Genomic DNA, 16,916 nt, shown 5'->3' with positions numbered 1-16,916 from the left:
TGCCGTCGAGTCAGATGAACAGGCTCAAACGCCGGTGCTTTGGGGGCGCCGGTTTTTCGTAACGAAAGTTAATCCATAATAGCGATATCTATGCCATACCGGCCGATTGCCAGGGATTACGTCCTCCTCTGGTGTATTCTCGTTTTCTCTGGCCTCGCCCTTAGGCCTCTTGTGCCCGTCGATGAAACCCGCGTCGTATCGGTAGCCTGGGAGATGTGGCAGCGAGGCGATTTCCTCGTACCGTATTTGAACGGTGAACCGTACAGTCACAAGCCGCCGCTCTTCCAATGGGCCATTCATTTAGGCTGGCTCATCTTCGGCGTCAACGACTGGACGCCCCGATTCGTCGGTCCCTTGTTCGGGTTGGCCAATCTCGTCCTGACCGAGCGCTTGGCGCGCCGGCTGTGGCCTGAATTGGAGTCGGCATCCCGCCTGGCTCCTTTGATTTTGCTCAGTCTTGCGGTTTGGTCCTTGTGGACGACTCTCACCCTTTACGACATGCTGGTGACCTTTTTCACCTTGTTGGGTGTGCTGGGTATTCTGCGGGCAAGCCAGGAATCCCCCTATCTTGGCTGGTTGATGACAGCGGTCGGAATTGGCGGAGGAGTATTATCCAAGGGGCCTATAATCCTGCTGTTCATACTGCCGGTGGGTCTGTTGGCGCCTTGGTGGGTGGGACGGGTTCCGCGTTCGGGCTGGCCCGGATGGTATGCCGGTATCCTGGCGGCGACCGTCTTAGGAGCGACAATTGCGTTGGTGTGGGCTATCCCCGCCGGTATGGCTGGGGGAGAAGAGTATCGCCGAGCGATCTTTTGGGGTCAGTCGGCCGGTCGTATCGCCAATTCCTTCGCTCACCGGCGATCTTGGTTGTGGTATGCCGCCATGTTGCCGGTTTTGCTGTTTCCTTGGGTGCTTTGGCCAGGGCTCTGGCGTAATGTCAAGAAGCTGAAAACGGACCTGAAACTACGTTTCTGCATTTTTCACGTTGTAAGCGTGTTAATTCTGCTATCGGCTATCAGTGCCAAACAAATTCATTATCTGCTTCCGTCCTTGCCTGTTTGGGCGCTGATCCTTGCCCGCCTATCGGGCGATCCTTCAATTCAGATGGGGTTCTTCGGTCAGCGGGTTTTCGGAGCGATCGTATTTAGCTTGGGGCTAGCATTGGCTTTGCTTCCCACTGTCGTAAGCATTTTTGGCGTTCCGAATGCCAGTAGTACCGTCGTGGAAATCGCCGAGAAAACACCCGTTGTCGCGATAACGCTGATAGTCGGGTTGGGCGTTTGTCTGCTGCTATGGAGATTTAAGAGCTCCGCAAAAATGGTGTGTGGAGTTACTGGGGCGATGATCGGCGTCGTGTTGGCCGCGCATCTGATTTATGTCGAAACGGAACGATCCCATCACGACATGCGGCCCATCGCGGCTCGCATTGGCCAATTACAGGAGCAGGGAGTGTCGATTGCGCATTGGGAAAAATACAGCGGGGATTTTCAGTTCGTCGGGAGGCTCAAGGCGCCTTTGCAGGTGCTTCACACGCGCATGGCGCTGTCCGAATGGTTGACGGCGCACCCCAGTGATTATGTCGTCATCGTCTATCGTGGCAACAAAAAAGCCCTTGAGGAGAATGCTGAGTTTGCCCAGTCCTATCGAGGCAATCGCCGCGTTGGGTTATGGAAAGCGTCTAGTCTGCTTGCGTGGCCGGATGTGCTGGACCGACTGCCAGATTGAACGGAGCGCGGGGTGCCGAGCCCAAAGCGATGTTTCCGGGCGAAAACCGTGGATTAACGAGTGCCATAAACGACGATCGTTTTGCCTTTGGCCGAAAGAAGCCCTTGTTCTTCCAGGTTTTTCAGGACCCTGCCTGCCATTTCCCGGGAGCAGCCTACGATGCGGCCTAGCTCCTGCCGGGTGATGCGGATTTGCATGCCGTCGGGATGCGTCAGCGCTTCGGGCTGTTGACATAGCTCTATAAGCGTATGAGCGATGCGGCCGGAGACATCAAGGAATGCGAGACTGCCTACCTTGCGGCTGGTATGAAGTAGTCGCAGAGACAGTTGACGCCCTAGGATATTCATAATGCCGACGGCGTGTTCGGCGAGTTCGCCTTTGAGCAATTGAGAGAATCGGGCATAACCGATCTCGGCGAGCAAACTCGGTTCCCGGGTAATGACCGTCACTTCCCGTGGCATGGGACCCATGAATACACCTATTTCGCCGATAAAATCGCCCTTGTTCAGGTAAGCGAGTACGATGTCCTCGCCGCTTGGCTTATGCGTCATACTGACCGTAGCGGCTCCCTCGATGATGTAATAGAGCGTGTCTCCGGGGTCTCCCGGCCGAATGATATTCGTCTTATTGGGATAACGACGGCGATGGCAATAATGTAGGAGATTTGCCAGGGCCTCGTCCAATTTCGAGAGAGCGTGCATAAGCGTTGTGGATCTTATGAATGGAAAGCGGTCCATAAAGTCTAGCAGCGATTAAATTCACTTGGCCCGGCAGTGAATTGTGATAAAGTATGCGGCTATTTTTACTCGGGGGTCTTCAATGAAGGCACGCATCAAGTGGGTAGAAAATGCGATGTTTCTGGCCGAGTCCGGCAGCGGCCACACGGTGGTCATGGATGGGCCGCCGGAATCGGGCGGCCAGAATCTCGGCGTTCGCCCGATGGAAATGTTGCTGATGGGAATGGGGGGCTGCACCGCATTCGATGTAGTGCACATTCTACGCAAGGGGCGGCACGACGTACGGGATTGCGAGCTGCAGCTGGAGGCCGAACGGGCGGAATCAGACCCCAAAGTTTTCACTCGGATCCATGTGCACTTCATCGTCAAAGGCAAAGAGCTGAGCGATGCGGCGGTTAATCGGGCTATTCAGCTTTCCGCGGAGAGATATTGTTCCGCGTCGATTATGCTGGGGAAAACGGCACAAATCACACATGACTACGAAATCGTCGAAATCGAGTGAACGATGGACAGGTTTCTCGGTCTCATGAACTCTTGGCACCGGCCCAGCTCTTTATTCAGAGGCGCGCGTGACCAAGTGGTAGTTACAACCGACTACGGGGGTAATCGTTAGATCGATGGAAAAATTGCAGTTACACGGTTTCAATAACCTCACCAAATCGTTGAGCTTCAATATTTACGACATTTGCTATGCCAAATCCGGACAGCAGCAGCGTCGTTACATCGAGTACATCGATGAGATGTACAACGCCAAACGCTTAACGCAGATATTGACCGATGTGAATGCGATCATCGGTGCCGAAATTTTGAACATAGCACGCCAGGATTACGAGCCTCAAGGTGCCAGCGTGACCATGCTCATTTCGGAGGGTCATGTGCCGGATACCATTACCAACGTGGAGGCGCCGGGTCCCGCGCCGGAATCCGTCGTGGCGCATCTGAACAAGAGCCATATCACGGTGCACACTTATCCGGAAAGCCACCCTTACGGCGGCATCAGCACCTTTCGGGCCGATATCGACGTATCCACCTGTGGCCGAATCTCGCCGTTGAAGGCGCTCAATTATCTGATCCACAGCTTCGAGTCCGACATCGTGATCATGGATTACCGCGTGCGCGGTTTCACCCGTGATATCAGCGGTCAGAAGCATTATAACGATCACGAAATCACGTCCATTCAGAACTACATTTCGGATGTGATGGCGGAGCGGTATCAGATGATCGACGTGAATGTCTATCAGGAGAAAATTTTCCACACCAAGATGATCCTGAAGGATTTCCATCTCGACAACTATCTGTTTGAGACCGACAAGGATGCGTTGACCGACGAGGAACGGATCGCCATTCAGAAGCAGCTCAAGCACGAAATGGCGGAAATCTTCTACGGCCGAAATTACAAGCTGCGGAGATGACGGATTACAGTCTCTAGCACGACGTTGTAAGCGTCGTTAAGGACAGTTACTACGGAAGCCGGCTCCGGAACTCGGGCCGGCTTTTTTATTGAATGAGCTGCCGTGCAAGTAGCGTGACCGGGTGCAGCACTTCGACTCGCCCCATTCCTTTTTTCTTTAAGCCCGCTCTCAGATGGAGTGCACACCCCGGATTGGACGTTGCCAGGAAATCGGGGTTGACGGCCGCCACCCGTTCCAGCACATCATTGCGCAAGTCTTGAGCCATCTCGGGATGCTCCAGCATATAGCTGCCCGCAGCACCGCAGCAGCGTTGCCCGCTCGGCAGGGGCGCTACTTCCAGAGACGGTATGCGGCGGAGCAGATCGGCCCCGTAACGTTCCGCCCGTAATACGTTCTTAAGGGTGCAAGGCGTATGTACACAAACCTTGGCTGGCAACGGTTTGAACTCAACTTCGTTCGCCCAGGAGAGTTCGGCCAAGAACTGGCTGACGTCTTTGACGCTTGCGGCAAAATCGGGTGCTGTGGATTCCAATTGCGGATAGTCGCGCAGCATTGCACCGCAGCCGCTGGCTATCGTCACGACCGTGTCCACGTCAGGCAGATCGAAAGCAGCCAGATTGCGTTTCATGAGCGCATGAGCTGGGGCTTGGTCGCCGGCATGGTAATGCAGTGCGCCGCAGCAGGCTTGCGTGTGCGGAACCCGAACGCCGACGCCGAGCCGATTCAGCACGAGCAATGCCGAGGCGACGGTTTCGGCATCCAGAAGGTTCGCCGTACAGCCGAGAAACAGGGCTATCCCGTCACGCTCGTTTTTGCCTTGTGCGGGATAAAAGTCATTCCAGCGTAAAGACGTGGAGGTATCCGGGAGTCCCGCCTCGAATTCCGCCAGTCCAAATGCTCTCAAGAGGCCGGTCTTTCTTAGCAGCCCTTGACTTAAAGCGCCCGATTTTCCAACCAGTTGTTCCACCCAATGGGAAGCGCGTTTATTGGTCAGCGCTCTCCTGATCCCGGCGGATTTGAGGCGCGTGGACGCTGTTTTCCCCGCTTCGCCGGTTTCGCTCCGAAACCGATCGACAAGATGTCCGTAAGGAACATAGGCCGGACAGACTGCCTCGCAAGACCGGCACAACAGGCAGTTGTCGATATGCCGGGTTAGTTCTGGTGTCGCCTCAAGTGAGCCCTGCGCCCAGCCTTGGATCAGCGCGATACGTCCGCGCGGGGATTCGTTCTCATCCAGAGTCTTGCTGTAGGTGGGGCAATGGGGCAAACATAGCCCGCATTTGACGCAGAGGTCGGTATCGGAAAAGCGTTCGGATTGATTCAAGGAAATTCGCAAAACGAGACTGTAAGGCCCATCAATGACGGAAATGCCGCATTCCGGTAAAGACCATGGCCATGCCGTGTTCGTCGGCGGCCGCGATCACTTCCGGATCGCGTATCGAGCCGCCAGGCTGAATGACGGCGGTGATCCCGGCCGCGGCGGCCGAATCCACCCCGTCGCGGAATGGGAAGTAAGCGTCCGAGGCCATGACCGAGCCTTGGACGGAAAGCCCCTCATCTGCGGCCTTGATGGCCGCAATACGCGCTGAATAAACGCGGCTCATTTGTCCTGCGCCTATGCCGATGGTTTGACGGTTCTTGCAATAGACGATGGCATTGGATTTGACGTACTTGACCACTTTCCAGGCAAACAAGAGATCGGCCATCTCGTCCTCGGCGGGCGCGCGCCGTGTGACGATGCGCAAATCCTCGCGGCCGATAGCGCCCATGTCCCGGTCTTGTACCAGAAGGCCTCCCGATACGCGCTTGAAATCCCACTCCGGCGTGGGAACAGCCAGCCAGGGACCGGATTCCAAAACCCGCACGTTTGCCTTTCCGCTCAGAGCTTGAAGCGTTTCCTCGCTTAACCGGGGGGCGATGATCACTTCCACGAACTGTCTTTCGATGATGGCGCGGGCGGTCTGCGCATCCAGCGCTTGGTTGAAGGCGATGATGCCGCCGAATGCGGAGGTCGGATCGGTGGCATAGGCGCGGTCGTAAGCTTCCATCAGTGTTTTGCCTTGCGCGACGCCGCATGGATTGGCGTGCTTGACGATGACGCAGGCGGGCGAGTCGCCGAAAGTCTTGACGCACTCCAGTGCCGCATCCGCATCGGCGATATTGTTGTAGGACAGTTCCTTTCCCTGCAGCTGTTTCGCCGTGGCGACAGTGCCGCTCGGGGCGCCGGGTTCCACGTAGAACGCCGCTTTCTGGTGCGGATTTTCCCCGTAGCGCATCGCCTGGACTTTGCGGAAGCGCATCACGAGCGGGTCGGGGAACATGTCGGAGCCTTCGACTTTATTGAGATAAGCCGCAATGGCGCCGTCATAGGCGGCGGTGTGCCGGAAGCTTTTGATCGCCAGCTTGAATCGCATATCGCCGGAGAGACAGCCGCCTTGGTCCTGAAGTTCCCTGAGGACCAGCGGATAATCGGTCGGATCGACAACGACGCCAACCGACTCGTGATTCTTGGCGGCCGCACGGATCATGGCGGGGCCGCCGATGTCGATGTTTTCGATGGCTTCGGCGAGTTCGCAGTCCGGTTTGGCGATGGTCTGCTCGAAGGGATAAAGGTTGACGACCACCAAATCGATGGCATCAATGCCGTGCTGCACCATCACATTCTCGTCAATCCCGCGGCGCCCCAGAATGCCGCCGTGAATCTTGGGGTGCAAGGTCTTGATCCGCCCGCCCATCATTTCGGGAAAACCGGTGTAGTCGGACACTTCCACGGCGGCGATCCCGTTTTCGCGCAAAAGCGTGGCCGTGCCGCCCGATGACAGGATCTCGATCCCAAAGGCAGCTAATTCCCGGCAGAATTCCACAAGTCCGGTTTTGTCTGACACGCTGACGAGAGCTCGGGCTATCCTGATGTTCATAAGGGGAGGTGGTGGCTGCTGCCGTTGAAAAAGGCGAAAAAAGACTACTCGATGCCGTACTGAAGCATCTTCTTGCGCAAGGTGCTGCGGCTCACGCCGAGTACCAGCGCCGCCTTGCTCTGGTTATGACCGCATTGCTCCAATACGGTTTCAATCAAGGGTTTTTCTACTTCGCTGATGACCATGGTATAGAGATCCGTTGCCTCATGCCCATCGAGCTGCGCGAAGTAGCGCCTTAAAGTCATGCGTACGTGATCGCTCAAAAGCAGAGTGACGTCTGTTTCAAACTCGACGGCACCGGGCAGTGCTTCGATATTCCTTGCGTGTGCTTTCATGCAGCCAATTTCCGACTTTCTTCGTTAAACAGTAGGTTGATCAAGTCCAGTTGCCGACCCGCACAATCTTGTGCGTTGAATAGCGTCCCGAAATCCGGCGGGTAGGAAAGGTGGCTCAGGTACCAACCGACGTGCTTCCGCGCGATACGCACTCCGAGATGCTCGCCGTAGAATGCATAAAGCTCGCCAAGATGCTCCACAATGACATCCCGTATTTCCTTGGCTTCGGGCGACCCGGACTCGCCGTTTCCGCGAAGGAAATTGTCGATACGGCGAAACAGCCAAGGGTTTCCGAGGGTGGCTCGGCCGATCATGACGGCATCGGCGCCGGTGATTTCAAGGACGGCCGCCGCTTTTTCCGGCGTATCGATATCGCCATTGGCGATCACGGGGATGCTGACGGTCTGTTTGACCTCTTGAATTGTAAGATATTCGGCGTGACCGGAAAAGCCGCAAGCGCGGGTGCGCCCATGAACCGTAATGGCGCGGATGCCCGAGCTCTCGGCGATTTTGGCAATAATTGCGGCATTACGCTGCTCGGGATCCCATCCGGTGCGTATTTTCAGCGTGACCGGTACGGTTGTCGCTCCGACCACCGTTTCCAAAATCCGCCCGACTAGAAGCTCGTCTTTAAGGAGCGCTGATCCGGCAGCCTTGTTGCATACCTTTTTGGCTGGGCAGCCCATATTGATGTCGATGATCTGTGCCCCGCGATCTACGTTAATCCGCGCCGCCTCGGCCATAGCCTTCGGATCGTTGCCGAGGATCTGCACGGCCCGGGGTTCCGGTTCTCCAGCGTGATCGCTCCGTCGCAAGGTCTTGCGATCGTTGCGCAGGGCGGGATTGGCGGACACCATTTCCGAAACAGCAAGAGCGGCGCCGTAGCGACGGCATAGCGTTCGGAAGGGGCGGTCGGTTACGCCGGCCATGGGGGCCAGAATCAAGCGGTTAACCAATCGATACGGGCCGATATGCATAGTGGTGAGCCTGTTGAGGGCGCAAAAGTCTAGCCGGATTCACGGTGCGGACGCAAAGGTTTTTCTGTCGTGTAAGCCTAGGCTTTCAAGCTGCCGCAAGCCTTCGGGACGGTCGACATTCCACGAGGAAGACCGTTCCGACCACCGTCAGTACACATCTCACCGACGGTAGTAAGGCGCAGGGCGGTATGCAGCCGTGCCCCGTGCGTTCGTAGAACGGGAATCAGCCGGGTTTCAATCCGGTCCGGAATCGGCGCTTTAGTCGTGATAGCCACAGTGGCGAGCGGAAAGCGGCAATCCGGCATGGTTTAACGAAACGGCAAGACCAACAGCCGCCAAAAGTCTAGCAGTTTGGGATCGCGTTGCTCTTTAAGGCCGATTTCCATGCCTTCGTGCCCCAGATGCGGCCTCTTGCAATAGGTGCCGCACAGTTTGTCCCAAAACGGCACGGAAAATCCGAAGTTGCTGTCCGTTTCCAGCCTGTAGCTCGAATGGTGAATGCGGTGCATGTCGGGAGTGATGAGAAACAGGCGGATTGTCCTCTCCCAAGAGCCCGGAAGGCGCGCATTCCCGTGATTGAACAAGGCACAGGCGTTCAAGAGTATCTCGAAGACCAGAACGGCTTGTGGCAACAATCCGAAGCCAATGGCCAAAGCCATTTTGTAGTAGGTGGACAGCACGATCTCCAAGGGATGAAAGCGTATGGCCGTGGTCGTATCGAAGCCGAGGTCGAGATGATGGATCTTATGCAGCCGCCAGAACAGCGGAACTCGATGAAAGGCCACGTGTTGAAGATAAATGGCGAAATCGAGCAGGATCAGCGCCAGGACGAAGGACAACCCGTAAGGTAAGGCGAATTGGTTGAGCAAGCCCCAGTGCCTTTCGAATGCGAACGCGGCGGCGAAATACGCGCCACCGCCGCTCAAGATACGCGCGATGCCGGAGTTGAGGATCATCAGACCGAGGTGTCTGGCGAGCCGGCGTGTTTTGCCTTCGGGAAACTTTCGGAAGGGCCGCCGCCATTCCCACAACAGCATCAGGCCAAGCGTGCCGAGAAAGAAAACAAGGCGGATGAACGGCTCAGTCATGGGCGGTAATACAAAGTGGCTAACCTGGCCGGATCGGTCCCGAGAAAGTAGAGCAGTCGCAGCCTCCACATGAGGAGGATCGTACGCAGTATTCCGTTCCGTTCCCATCGCCGGCTGGACGTGATCACCCGCTCTCGAAGGCAGACGGGGCGAGCAATGTGTTTCAACTGTTTGCTCAGAGCAATATCCTCCATTAGCGGCATCTCCGAAAAGCCGCCGATGCGTTCGAACGCGTCCCGCCGCACGAATATAGCCTGATCTCCCGTCGCGATGCCGGTCAATCGGGAACGCCGGTTCATCAGCGTTTCGACCATCCGAAGTAGCGGCTGATTCCCGGACAGCCGCACGTCGAAACGTCCCCATTCGGCACCCGCCTCGAAAACTTTCGCTAACGCGAGGTCGGCATTCTCCGGAAGTTGGGTGTCGATATGAAGGAATAGCAGATAGTCGCCCGTCGCTATCTTAGCGCCCGCGTTCATCTGCTCGGCTCGTCCTTTAGAGGTCCGTACAAACCGTGACGCCAGCTCAAGGGCCAGGTTCTGACTCCCGTCCGTGCTTCCTCCATCGACAACGACGACTTCAGTTCCTTGATTCCTTAGCGGCTGCAGCCGGGTTAAAGCTTCCGTGATAACGCTTGCCTCGTTCAGCACGGGAATAATGATCGATAACCGGATTTTCATAAGCATTCCGTAACGGGTATCACGGGACGGTGGGTTTTTCTAGGGCCAGGACTGAAGCATCAGTTGATCCGATCAATTTGCCTATCATGCCACGGGCTCAACAACGCAAGCGAAATTAAGGCTCCAGTTACAGCCAAAGCCATGTCGGACTGCGCATCCCAAAGATCACCTTGAATCGCCAGGAAATCTTGAGCGCCGTCTCTCGAGATCACGGCAACGGCCCATTCGATCAACTCATAAGCTGCGCTGAGCGCAAGACACAGGGATGGGACGATTGCGACTAGCCAGCGCCGGTCCCGAAAGACGTCAAAGCGAATGAAAACTTCCCGCAAAACCATCGCGGGCGAAAATCCTTGAAAAAAGTGAGCCAGCTTGTCGAAATTGTTTCGTTCGCTTCCGAATAGCGGTTTGAGCCAATCGAAAAAAGGGACTTTGCCAAACGAGTAATGGGCACCGACGAGAATCAGCAGGCACAAAACCAGGACTAAGCCATTAGCCAAAGGCGTGAGCGGGAAGTAGCGGTGCGTAATCATCACAACAACGAACGCGGCCAAGGCGGGAATCGCATCTAAAATCCAGGCGATATAGCTGTATGGCTGAATCGCCGACCAAGCTAACGCGGCAACAAACGCCAAAATGAAGACTTTGAGCAAGGGGCTGATATCTCCGGTGGTTTCTTGGGAGATATATCCTAGATCAAAAGTCTGCCATGAGCCCAAAACCGAGCGCATCTGGTCAAGTTTCAGAGACAGTCAGATCTCTTTCCTATTGTTCTTATTTACAGATTTGCAGAGCCAATCCCGACTGGGGCGCATGGACGTTAGACAGCTCATTTTTCATCGGATAAACGTTGACTAACCACTGATCGACGAGTAGTCTTTACAACGGCTTACGAGTTTGCTCTAAGCGACTTAAATCCAGACACTTCGCAGAAATGCCGTGCCGTGTCGCGGCGGTATCGAACTCAAGGAGGAGGCATAGTGTACTTCAAGCCCTCAATCCGGCCGGATTGGGCATTCAAGGCCATCGCGCTGTGCACAATAGTCGGTACTTCATCGGTACTTACCCCATTATCCCAGTCCTTTTTGCGGCATCGATCGGCTATCGATGAACGTCGGCGCACGCCCCCTGAAAACACTGGTCTGAAGTGCGAGCCTTTCATAAGCCTGGCTTATCGGAGGCAATCGCGCTATGGCTGATGTATTGCCGATAGACCGCTTCCGGCCGTCCCGCTGGCGCACCGAGCGTGTTGTTTCGAACCATTGAGAGAAGTTCTATCCGGTGTTGTTCCATCAACGACCCCTGCTGACTTAGCAATTGGCAACAAACAAGGACGTGACAATGATAAAAAAATGCCTGGTGCTCATTCATGGGGTGCTCTTTCTTACGCTCGTGGGTAGCGGCGTTTCCTATGCCCGCGCGAAGTCAGCCGTTCGGGATACCGTACCCAGAGGCGAATACGAAAAACTGAAGCAGGAAGTTGAAGCGCTGAAGGCGCAGGTTCAGAGTCTCATGGAAAATGACGCGCGGGCGCGAGAGCAGTTGAAGCCGGCGCAAGCACTAAAAGCTCCGGAAGCGCCGGCAAAAACGCCTGAAAGAAAGGAGGAGGAGAAGACCGCAACGGCACAAGCGGAAGCCGCTCCCCCGGCTCCGAAAAAAAAGCCGCCCGAAATGGGATTGCAAGAGGGCGATCGGGAGAAAGAGGCCGAGGAGTCCAGGTTGGAGCTCGATCAATTCCTGAGATCGCAGAAGGTCTTGTTCAAAAAAGGCGATCTACAGGTCGAATTCAGTGCTTCCTATTCCCACGATACCGTGGAAGTGCCGCCGGTGAAACTCGAGACCAGAACGGCAGGTACCGGCGTTCTGTTCCGGTACGGCTTGATCGATGATCTTGAGCTGGATATATCGGTTCCGTTTGCCTTTTCCGATCAGCAGGTGGACCCGAATACGACGCGAATTTTGACTAATCCTCCCCAGCGCTTCGACCGCAACGATAACTCCGGGCTGGGAGATGTCAGCGGCAGTCTGCGATGGGGGGCTTGGCATGAAGAGGGCTTTATGCCGGAAACGACTCTAAGTCTGAACGTCAAATCGGATACCGGCGATGTGAACAGGATTTTGGGGACCGGCTTTTGGAATGTCGGAGCTGCCGTGTCTCTCGTCAAGACTATAGATCCGGTGGTTCTCTTCGGGTCCCTAGGCTATAACGCCGTCCTCGAGAAGAGCGGCGTAGACCCCGGAGACCAAGTTCTTTATTCCCTCGGTATGGGGTTCTCCTTGAATGACCGGGTTAGCTTCTCCACATCATTAACCGGCGCCGCAGTGATGCGGACGGAATTCGAGGATTTCGGGGAATTCCCCGGTTCCGGCAGGGATCTTCATTCGCTCAACTTCGCCGTTACTATACAGGTGGCTAAGCGCGTGTTCGTGGAGCCTTTCGTAGCCTTCGGCCTAACCGACGAAGCTACCGATTTCTTTGCGGGCATCAATGTTCCGTATCGGTTTGACGAGCAATATCCGTTGCCGTTCTTGAGATAAACAAATTTAAATCAAGGCGCATCTTTTTTTCGAAAACGGGAGGTGACGAGCAAATCGCATAGCAGAATTTCGGGATTTGCTCCGACAGTCCAAACTGGGCAAAAAGTACATGAAAGGACTGGCCTTTGTTAGATTGAACGATCGATACTCCAGCGCTTTTGCTTAGCCAAGACTTGCAAGGATCGCAAGTTAGGAAGAATGCATGGAAAGAGTGAGCATCCTTTATCTTGCCCCGAAAGCCGAAGAGGGCAATACCGTTTGGCCCCTTAAGAGCGTGGTGAAAGGAAAAGTTCATATAACGTCCGATCCCGTAAAAGCTCGAAATCTAATAAGCACGCACAAGTTCGATGTCGGGCTCGTTCAATTCGAACCATTCGACGAGACGTTTTTCCGAGGCGCTATCGGGGATATTTTTTATTATCCCGAGGGATCATCGATACAATGGGTGGCGTTAGTTTCTTCCGCCTCTATGCAAAATGAGGCCGTCTGTCAGCTTATTGCCGAATATTTCCACGATTATCACACCTTACCCTTCGATGCCGATCGATTGCGGATTACCCTCGGCCATGCCTCCGGAATGGCGGGGGTCAAGAGAAGAGCATTCTCCCGCGAAGACGAATGGATCAGCAGGTATGAGCTGATAGGGTCAAGCCCGGCCATGATGCGGGTGCTCCATGGAATCGACAAAGTCTTATCTTACGATTTACCGGTCTTGATCACTGGGGAGAGCGGTACCGGCAAGGAACTGGCTGCGTTAGCCATACACAATCATTCGCCGCGCGCCGATGGCCCGTTTGTCGCTGTCAATTGTGCGGCTTTGCCGCCTAATTTGATCCAGTCGGAACTCTTCGGTTACGAAAAAGGAGCTTTTACCGGTGCGCACCAGCGTAAACCGGGGTTAATCGAGAAAGCCGGAGGAGGCACTCTCTTTCTTGATGAAATGGGTGAACTGCCGCTCGATTTGCAGGCCAATCTTCTTCGCTTTCTCCAGCAGAAAACCATTTATCGAGTGGGTGGTCACGAAGAGATTGCCGTCGATGTGAGAATTATTTCCGCCACCCACGTCGATCTCGAGGAGGCCGTTCGTGAAGGCCGCTTTAGAGAAGACCTCTATTACCGGCTAAACGTCCTAAGAATTCCCATGCCGCCGCTGCGAGAACGGGCTTACGACATCGAAGTACTTGCGGAGCACTTTCTCAATAATTTCAAAAAGGAAAACGCCTGTAAGGCGAGACAGTTCAGCCGCCGGGCCTTAAAGGCCATGCGTCATTACAGTTGGCCGGGAAACGTGCGCGAGTTAAAGAACCGTGTAGAGCGTGCACTGGTGATGTGTGAAGATCTTTGCATCACGCCCGTCGATCTCGGCTTGGAGGAATACTCGCCGCAACCTTTTTCGTTGAGCTTGAAAGCAGCCAAGGAGCAGGCGGAAAAAGACATACTGAACCGGGCGTTGGCCCAGGCTGGTGACAGTGTATTGGCGGCTGCTCGGCTCCTCGGAGTGTCCCATGTTACCCTTTATCGTTTGATCAAGAAGCACGCGATCAAAGTTCACAAATAGTCGCCGTTACTGCAGCCTATGGATTCCAGTAATGCACTGGAATCCATAGGCTGCGTCTGATCTTGGCTCCATAGAAAGCGTAGTCACTAGGACCCCGGATTCTTGAGGACTCGGGATATTTGGAATAAATACGGTACCCCATCGGCTCGGAAATTATCTGAGGTTTCCTTGCAAATTATCAGTGACGCTATTTGGGTTTCCTACTGCTCTAAAACCCGTAATTGAGTCGTACATGGTTTGTTATTCTGATCATGGGCGTAAATCTCAATTCCTCAATTAGATCCTGCCTGATGCCGATTGGTTAAAAAATCCTGAATTCCGGCTCTTTGACGTCAGAACGGAATGGTAATTTGGTGACCCATTATTGTTGACGTTCTTCAATGTCATGAATGCCTACCTTCTGACTCCATCGCTGGCAATGTTTTGTAATTTATCGATATCCACTTTTTCAGGATATTAAACATCTGAAAACCGTTTTTACTAAATATAATCAGCAACTTGGAAAGGGGGCTCGGTTTGATCGATTAAATCATTAACAAAAAGTTAATGGATGTTCAGTATAAGTAGCATGGCTTATTGTATATTGATCTTAATAAGCCTGGCATTGATGGAATCTTAAATCTGGCTAATACTATGCTGAATAATCGATTGATTTGGCCGGTATTGGCAATATCGCAGTGGTTGTATCTGGTAAGTCAATAAGAAATCCTTTGGTGCTTATTTCAAAAAGTTAATAATTTTCGTCCTTTTTTGGACGATAAGAGCATTCAGGGTTAGCCAAACATCGCTTCGGAAGCTATGAGCGCATCTGATCCAAATAAAATGTTATAAAAAACATGTTCTTATGATTTTCGTTCGGGTTTTGTTTGAAATATGGCACGCAATCTGCTTCATCACTATCGGTCGTAAGGAAGCGACCGGAGCAAAAGGGAATTTGCTTAAACGCAATCTTGCTTTCGCGCCGCTAGAAAGTCGGCGCGACAGTAAGGATAGAGTTGCTAATGCAAGACACAGAAAGGAGTCGAGCTATGAAATCTTATGTATTAGGTGCAGTATTATCCTCCGTTATGGTTGCAGGTCCGGCTTTGGCGGATAACGATTTCCACGCTCTGGGCGGGGCTTCGAACCTCAAGCCCATGGCCGAGGAAAATCTTGGCGCCGTCGAAGGTGGTTTTGCCTTTAACAAATTTAGTTTCAATAAGCAGAAAGCCGATATTTGGCAATTTGGCGCTTCTTACTACGGTGATGTAATTAATCAGGCAAACATCACGCAACAGATTGGAGACGGTAATTTTGCCGTGTCCGTAAACTACGTTAAAAAGTAACGATCGTTGGTTTAGGCGGAAGTAAAGGGCATCTTTGCTTCCGCCTTCCCTAAGATCGAGTGCCGATTGGAGTTTAAAATAATGCAAGGAATATTGGAGGCAGTCATGAAAAAGGTATTCGTATGTGGTGGCATACTACCGCTCGTTCTGTTATCTGCAACCTCCGCCTACGCTGAACCCACGTTCCACGCTCTTGACAAATTGTTAACGGAGGAACAATCATCGTTTAAGTCTCTGGAGGACGGCAAACTCGCCAGTATCGATGGAGGATTAGATATCGCTGCCTTGATTTCCCAGATTTTAGGGCGCTTCGGCTTAGAGGGCGCGCCGGTTATCCCGAGCAGCACGTGGGCGCAGGCGGAAGCTATCGTGCAAGATGTTATGAGACAAGTGGGGGCCGCGAATGCTGCGAATGGAGATGGTCTAACCCATGTGATCAACCTTGATGGAAGCGGGTCTTATTATCGTTATGTTTGTGACGGACCGGCGTGCTCTAGTATTCACAGCAATCAAATCGTCCGGTGATCTTTAGGATATAGGCTGGTATATGCATCGGACTTGAAAGTAGGGAAACGAATGGCAAAGTTATGGCGGTTATTGGGGGGCGTGCTGATATTGCACGCTTTTACGAGCAATGTGGGTTTGGCTGAAAATGGAGCTGCTCCGGGTGTAAAGCGGCATACCTTAAAAGAATTGCGTGATAGGTATGTCGTCAAGCAAAATCTCGACTACTCCTGTGGTGCCGCGGCTTTGGCAACCCTTCTGCGATATTACTATGGAGAAGATGTTACCGAGAAGGAAATACTTACTCGGCTTAACACACTTCTTGCTAATTTGAGTGAAGCGCAATGGGCGCACAAAAAGCGGATTGGTTTTTCGTTGCTTGACCTCAAGAAGGTGGCCATGGAAAAAGGCTACCGCGCAGCGGGGTTTGAGTTAACGATTGATCAGCTTAGGCAGCTTGTCGCGCCCGTTCTTGTGTATGTGCACCCGTTCGAGTACCACCATTTCGCGATATTGCGCGGTATAGCCGGCGACAAGGTTTACCTTGCCGATCCTTCGCGCGGCAATCTTCGAATGACGATGTCGCGCTTCAAAGACGAGTACGGTGGCGTCGTATTCGTGTTGGGAAAAGCCGGGGAAGAGCAACTGGTCTCGTATCCGCTAGCTCTGAACCGGGCGCTAGACTATCCTGAAGTGCAGTTGCCAGATTCTGCGGAACGGGCCGATGTTAGGGCCGCTGCGACTACCAATCTTGCTATCAGAACACTACCTCGTTAGAACGGACCGCGATTGCTTACGCTTCATTTCGTAACAATCTTGATAAAAAAGGCCTGAGTGGGACTTTGCGCTTTTCCAGCTTCCATCGGCAGCAATTCCGGCAGTTTCCCTGCTCGGCCGGTCAGCTTTGGCGTCAGCTTTTTTTACAGTTTAATTTATGCCTGCTTAGCACTTATACCAAGTCATTGATTATTTGGGTCATTAATGTCATGGCCCAAGTTTTGCCTTGCTATACGGGTCCATCTGCCGCTTTTGAATACCCCCGCGTATTCAGAGTGCTTGGAGCACTCCGGCAGCAGGATCGTGGGCCTCTAATCTCCGTGAACATCCGTTAAATGGCGG

At 53.6% G+C, this 16,916-nt stretch carries 16 protein-coding genes; 8 read left to right on the top strand and 8 right to left on the bottom strand.

The annotated features are described in order from the left end of the window. Positions 1–90: 90 nt before the first annotated feature. Positions 91–1,725 carry an ArnT family glycosyltransferase gene (locus tag VEB01_RS06670; protein WP_324873925.1) on the top strand — a complete coding sequence of 545 codons (1,635 nt, stop codon included), beginning with the start codon at positions 91–93 and terminating at the stop codon, positions 1,723–1,725. Positions 1,726–1,778: 53 nt separating this feature from the next. Here the strand turns inward: VEB01_RS06670 and crp are convergent, their stop codons facing one another. After that, positions 1,779–2,426 carry a cAMP-activated global transcriptional regulator CRP gene (gene crp, locus VEB01_RS06665; RefSeq protein ID WP_324873924.1) on the bottom strand — a complete coding sequence of 216 codons (648 nt, stop codon included), beginning with the start codon at positions 2,424–2,426 and terminating at the stop codon, positions 1,779–1,781. Between the two features lie 118 nt (positions 2,427–2,544). Between crp and VEB01_RS06660 the strand changes: the two genes are divergently transcribed. Together VEB01_RS06660 and speD are read left to right on the top strand one after the other, a co-directional pair. Further along, positions 2,545–2,964, top strand: a complete 420-nt coding sequence (locus VEB01_RS06660; protein WP_324873923.1) for an OsmC family protein — start codon at positions 2,545–2,547, stop codon at positions 2,962–2,964. A gap of 115 nt (positions 2,965–3,079) precedes the next feature. Further along, positions 3,080–3,874: an adenosylmethionine decarboxylase gene (gene speD / locus VEB01_RS06655; RefSeq protein ID WP_475441530.1), complete on the top strand. Its 795-nt coding sequence runs from the start codon at positions 3,080–3,082 to the stop codon at positions 3,872–3,874. 85 nt (positions 3,875–3,959) lie between these two features. Here the strand turns inward: speD and VEB01_RS06650 are convergent, their stop codons facing one another. The 7 genes from VEB01_RS06650 to VEB01_RS06620 form a co-directional block, all read right to left on the bottom strand. Then, the gene (locus VEB01_RS06650) at positions 3,960–5,198 is read right to left on the bottom strand and encodes a (Fe-S)-binding protein (protein WP_324873921.1); all 1,239 of its coding nucleotides are present in this window, start codon (positions 5,196–5,198) and stop codon (positions 3,960–3,962) included. 31 nt (positions 5,199–5,229) lie between these two features. Further along, a complete protein-coding gene (purH, locus tag VEB01_RS06645) occupies positions 5,230–6,792 on the bottom strand; it encodes a bifunctional phosphoribosylaminoimidazolecarboxamide formyltransferase/IMP cyclohydrolase (RefSeq protein ID WP_324873919.1) in 1,563 nt (520 codons plus the stop codon). A 44-nt stretch (positions 6,793–6,836) separates the two neighbouring features. Continuing rightward, the gene (locus VEB01_RS06640; protein WP_324873917.1) at positions 6,837–7,127 is read right to left on the bottom strand and encodes a helix-turn-helix domain-containing protein; all 291 of its coding nucleotides are present in this window, start codon (positions 7,125–7,127) and stop codon (positions 6,837–6,839) included. After that, positions 7,124–8,104: a tRNA dihydrouridine synthase DusB gene (gene dusB, locus VEB01_RS06635; protein ID WP_324873915.1), complete on the bottom strand. Its 981-nt coding sequence runs from the start codon at positions 8,102–8,104 to the stop codon at positions 7,124–7,126. The genes VEB01_RS06640 and dusB overlap by 4 nt, the downstream gene beginning before the upstream one ends. 308 nt (positions 8,105–8,412) lie before the next feature. Next, positions 8,413–9,192, bottom strand: a complete 780-nt coding sequence (locus VEB01_RS06630; protein WP_324873913.1) for a sterol desaturase family protein — start codon at positions 9,190–9,192, stop codon at positions 8,413–8,415. Further along, complete coding sequence (locus tag VEB01_RS06625; RefSeq protein WP_324873912.1) at positions 9,189–9,872, bottom strand: TIGR04283 family arsenosugar biosynthesis glycosyltransferase; 684 nt, start codon at positions 9,870–9,872, stop codon at positions 9,189–9,191. The genes VEB01_RS06630 and VEB01_RS06625 overlap by 4 nt, the downstream gene beginning before the upstream one ends. 59 nt (positions 9,873–9,931) lie before the next feature. Further along, the gene (locus tag VEB01_RS06620; RefSeq protein WP_324873910.1) at positions 9,932–10,603 is read right to left on the bottom strand and encodes a DUF2238 domain-containing protein; all 672 of its coding nucleotides are present in this window, start codon (positions 10,601–10,603) and stop codon (positions 9,932–9,934) included. A gap of 610 nt (positions 10,604–11,213) precedes the next feature. On the opposite strand from VEB01_RS06620, the gene VEB01_RS06615 reads away from it, so the two are divergent. From VEB01_RS06615 to VEB01_RS06595, 5 genes are all read left to right on the top strand, one after another. Next, positions 11,214–12,410, top strand: a complete 1,197-nt coding sequence (locus VEB01_RS06615) for a transporter (protein ID WP_324873908.1) — start codon at positions 11,214–11,216, stop codon at positions 12,408–12,410. A 202-nt stretch (positions 12,411–12,612) separates the two neighbouring features. Further along, entirely contained in the window at positions 12,613–13,968 is a 1,356-nt protein-coding gene (locus VEB01_RS06610) for a sigma-54 dependent transcriptional regulator (RefSeq protein WP_324873907.1), read from the top strand. Between the two features lie 1,028 nt (positions 13,969–14,996). Continuing rightward, a complete protein-coding gene (locus tag VEB01_RS06605) occupies positions 14,997–15,293 on the top strand; it encodes a hypothetical protein (protein WP_324873906.1) in 297 nt (98 codons plus the stop codon). Positions 15,294–15,398: 105 nt separating this feature from the next. Then, positions 15,399–15,818, top strand: a complete 420-nt coding sequence (locus VEB01_RS06600; RefSeq protein WP_324873905.1) for a hypothetical protein — start codon at positions 15,399–15,401, stop codon at positions 15,816–15,818. Between the two features lie 51 nt (positions 15,819–15,869). Then, positions 15,870–16,574: a C39 family peptidase gene (locus VEB01_RS06595; RefSeq protein WP_324873903.1), complete on the top strand. Its 705-nt coding sequence runs from the start codon at positions 15,870–15,872 to the stop codon at positions 16,572–16,574. Positions 16,575–16,916 lie beyond the last annotated feature (342 nt).

It is taken from the genome of Methylocaldum sp. (genome assembly GCF_035627495.1).
GTDB lineage: Bacteria > Pseudomonadota > Gammaproteobacteria > Methylococcales > Methylococcaceae > Methylocaldum.
The sequence above is the reverse complement of the archived record's forward strand: the minus strand, read 5'-3'. Positions and strand labels throughout refer to the sequence as shown.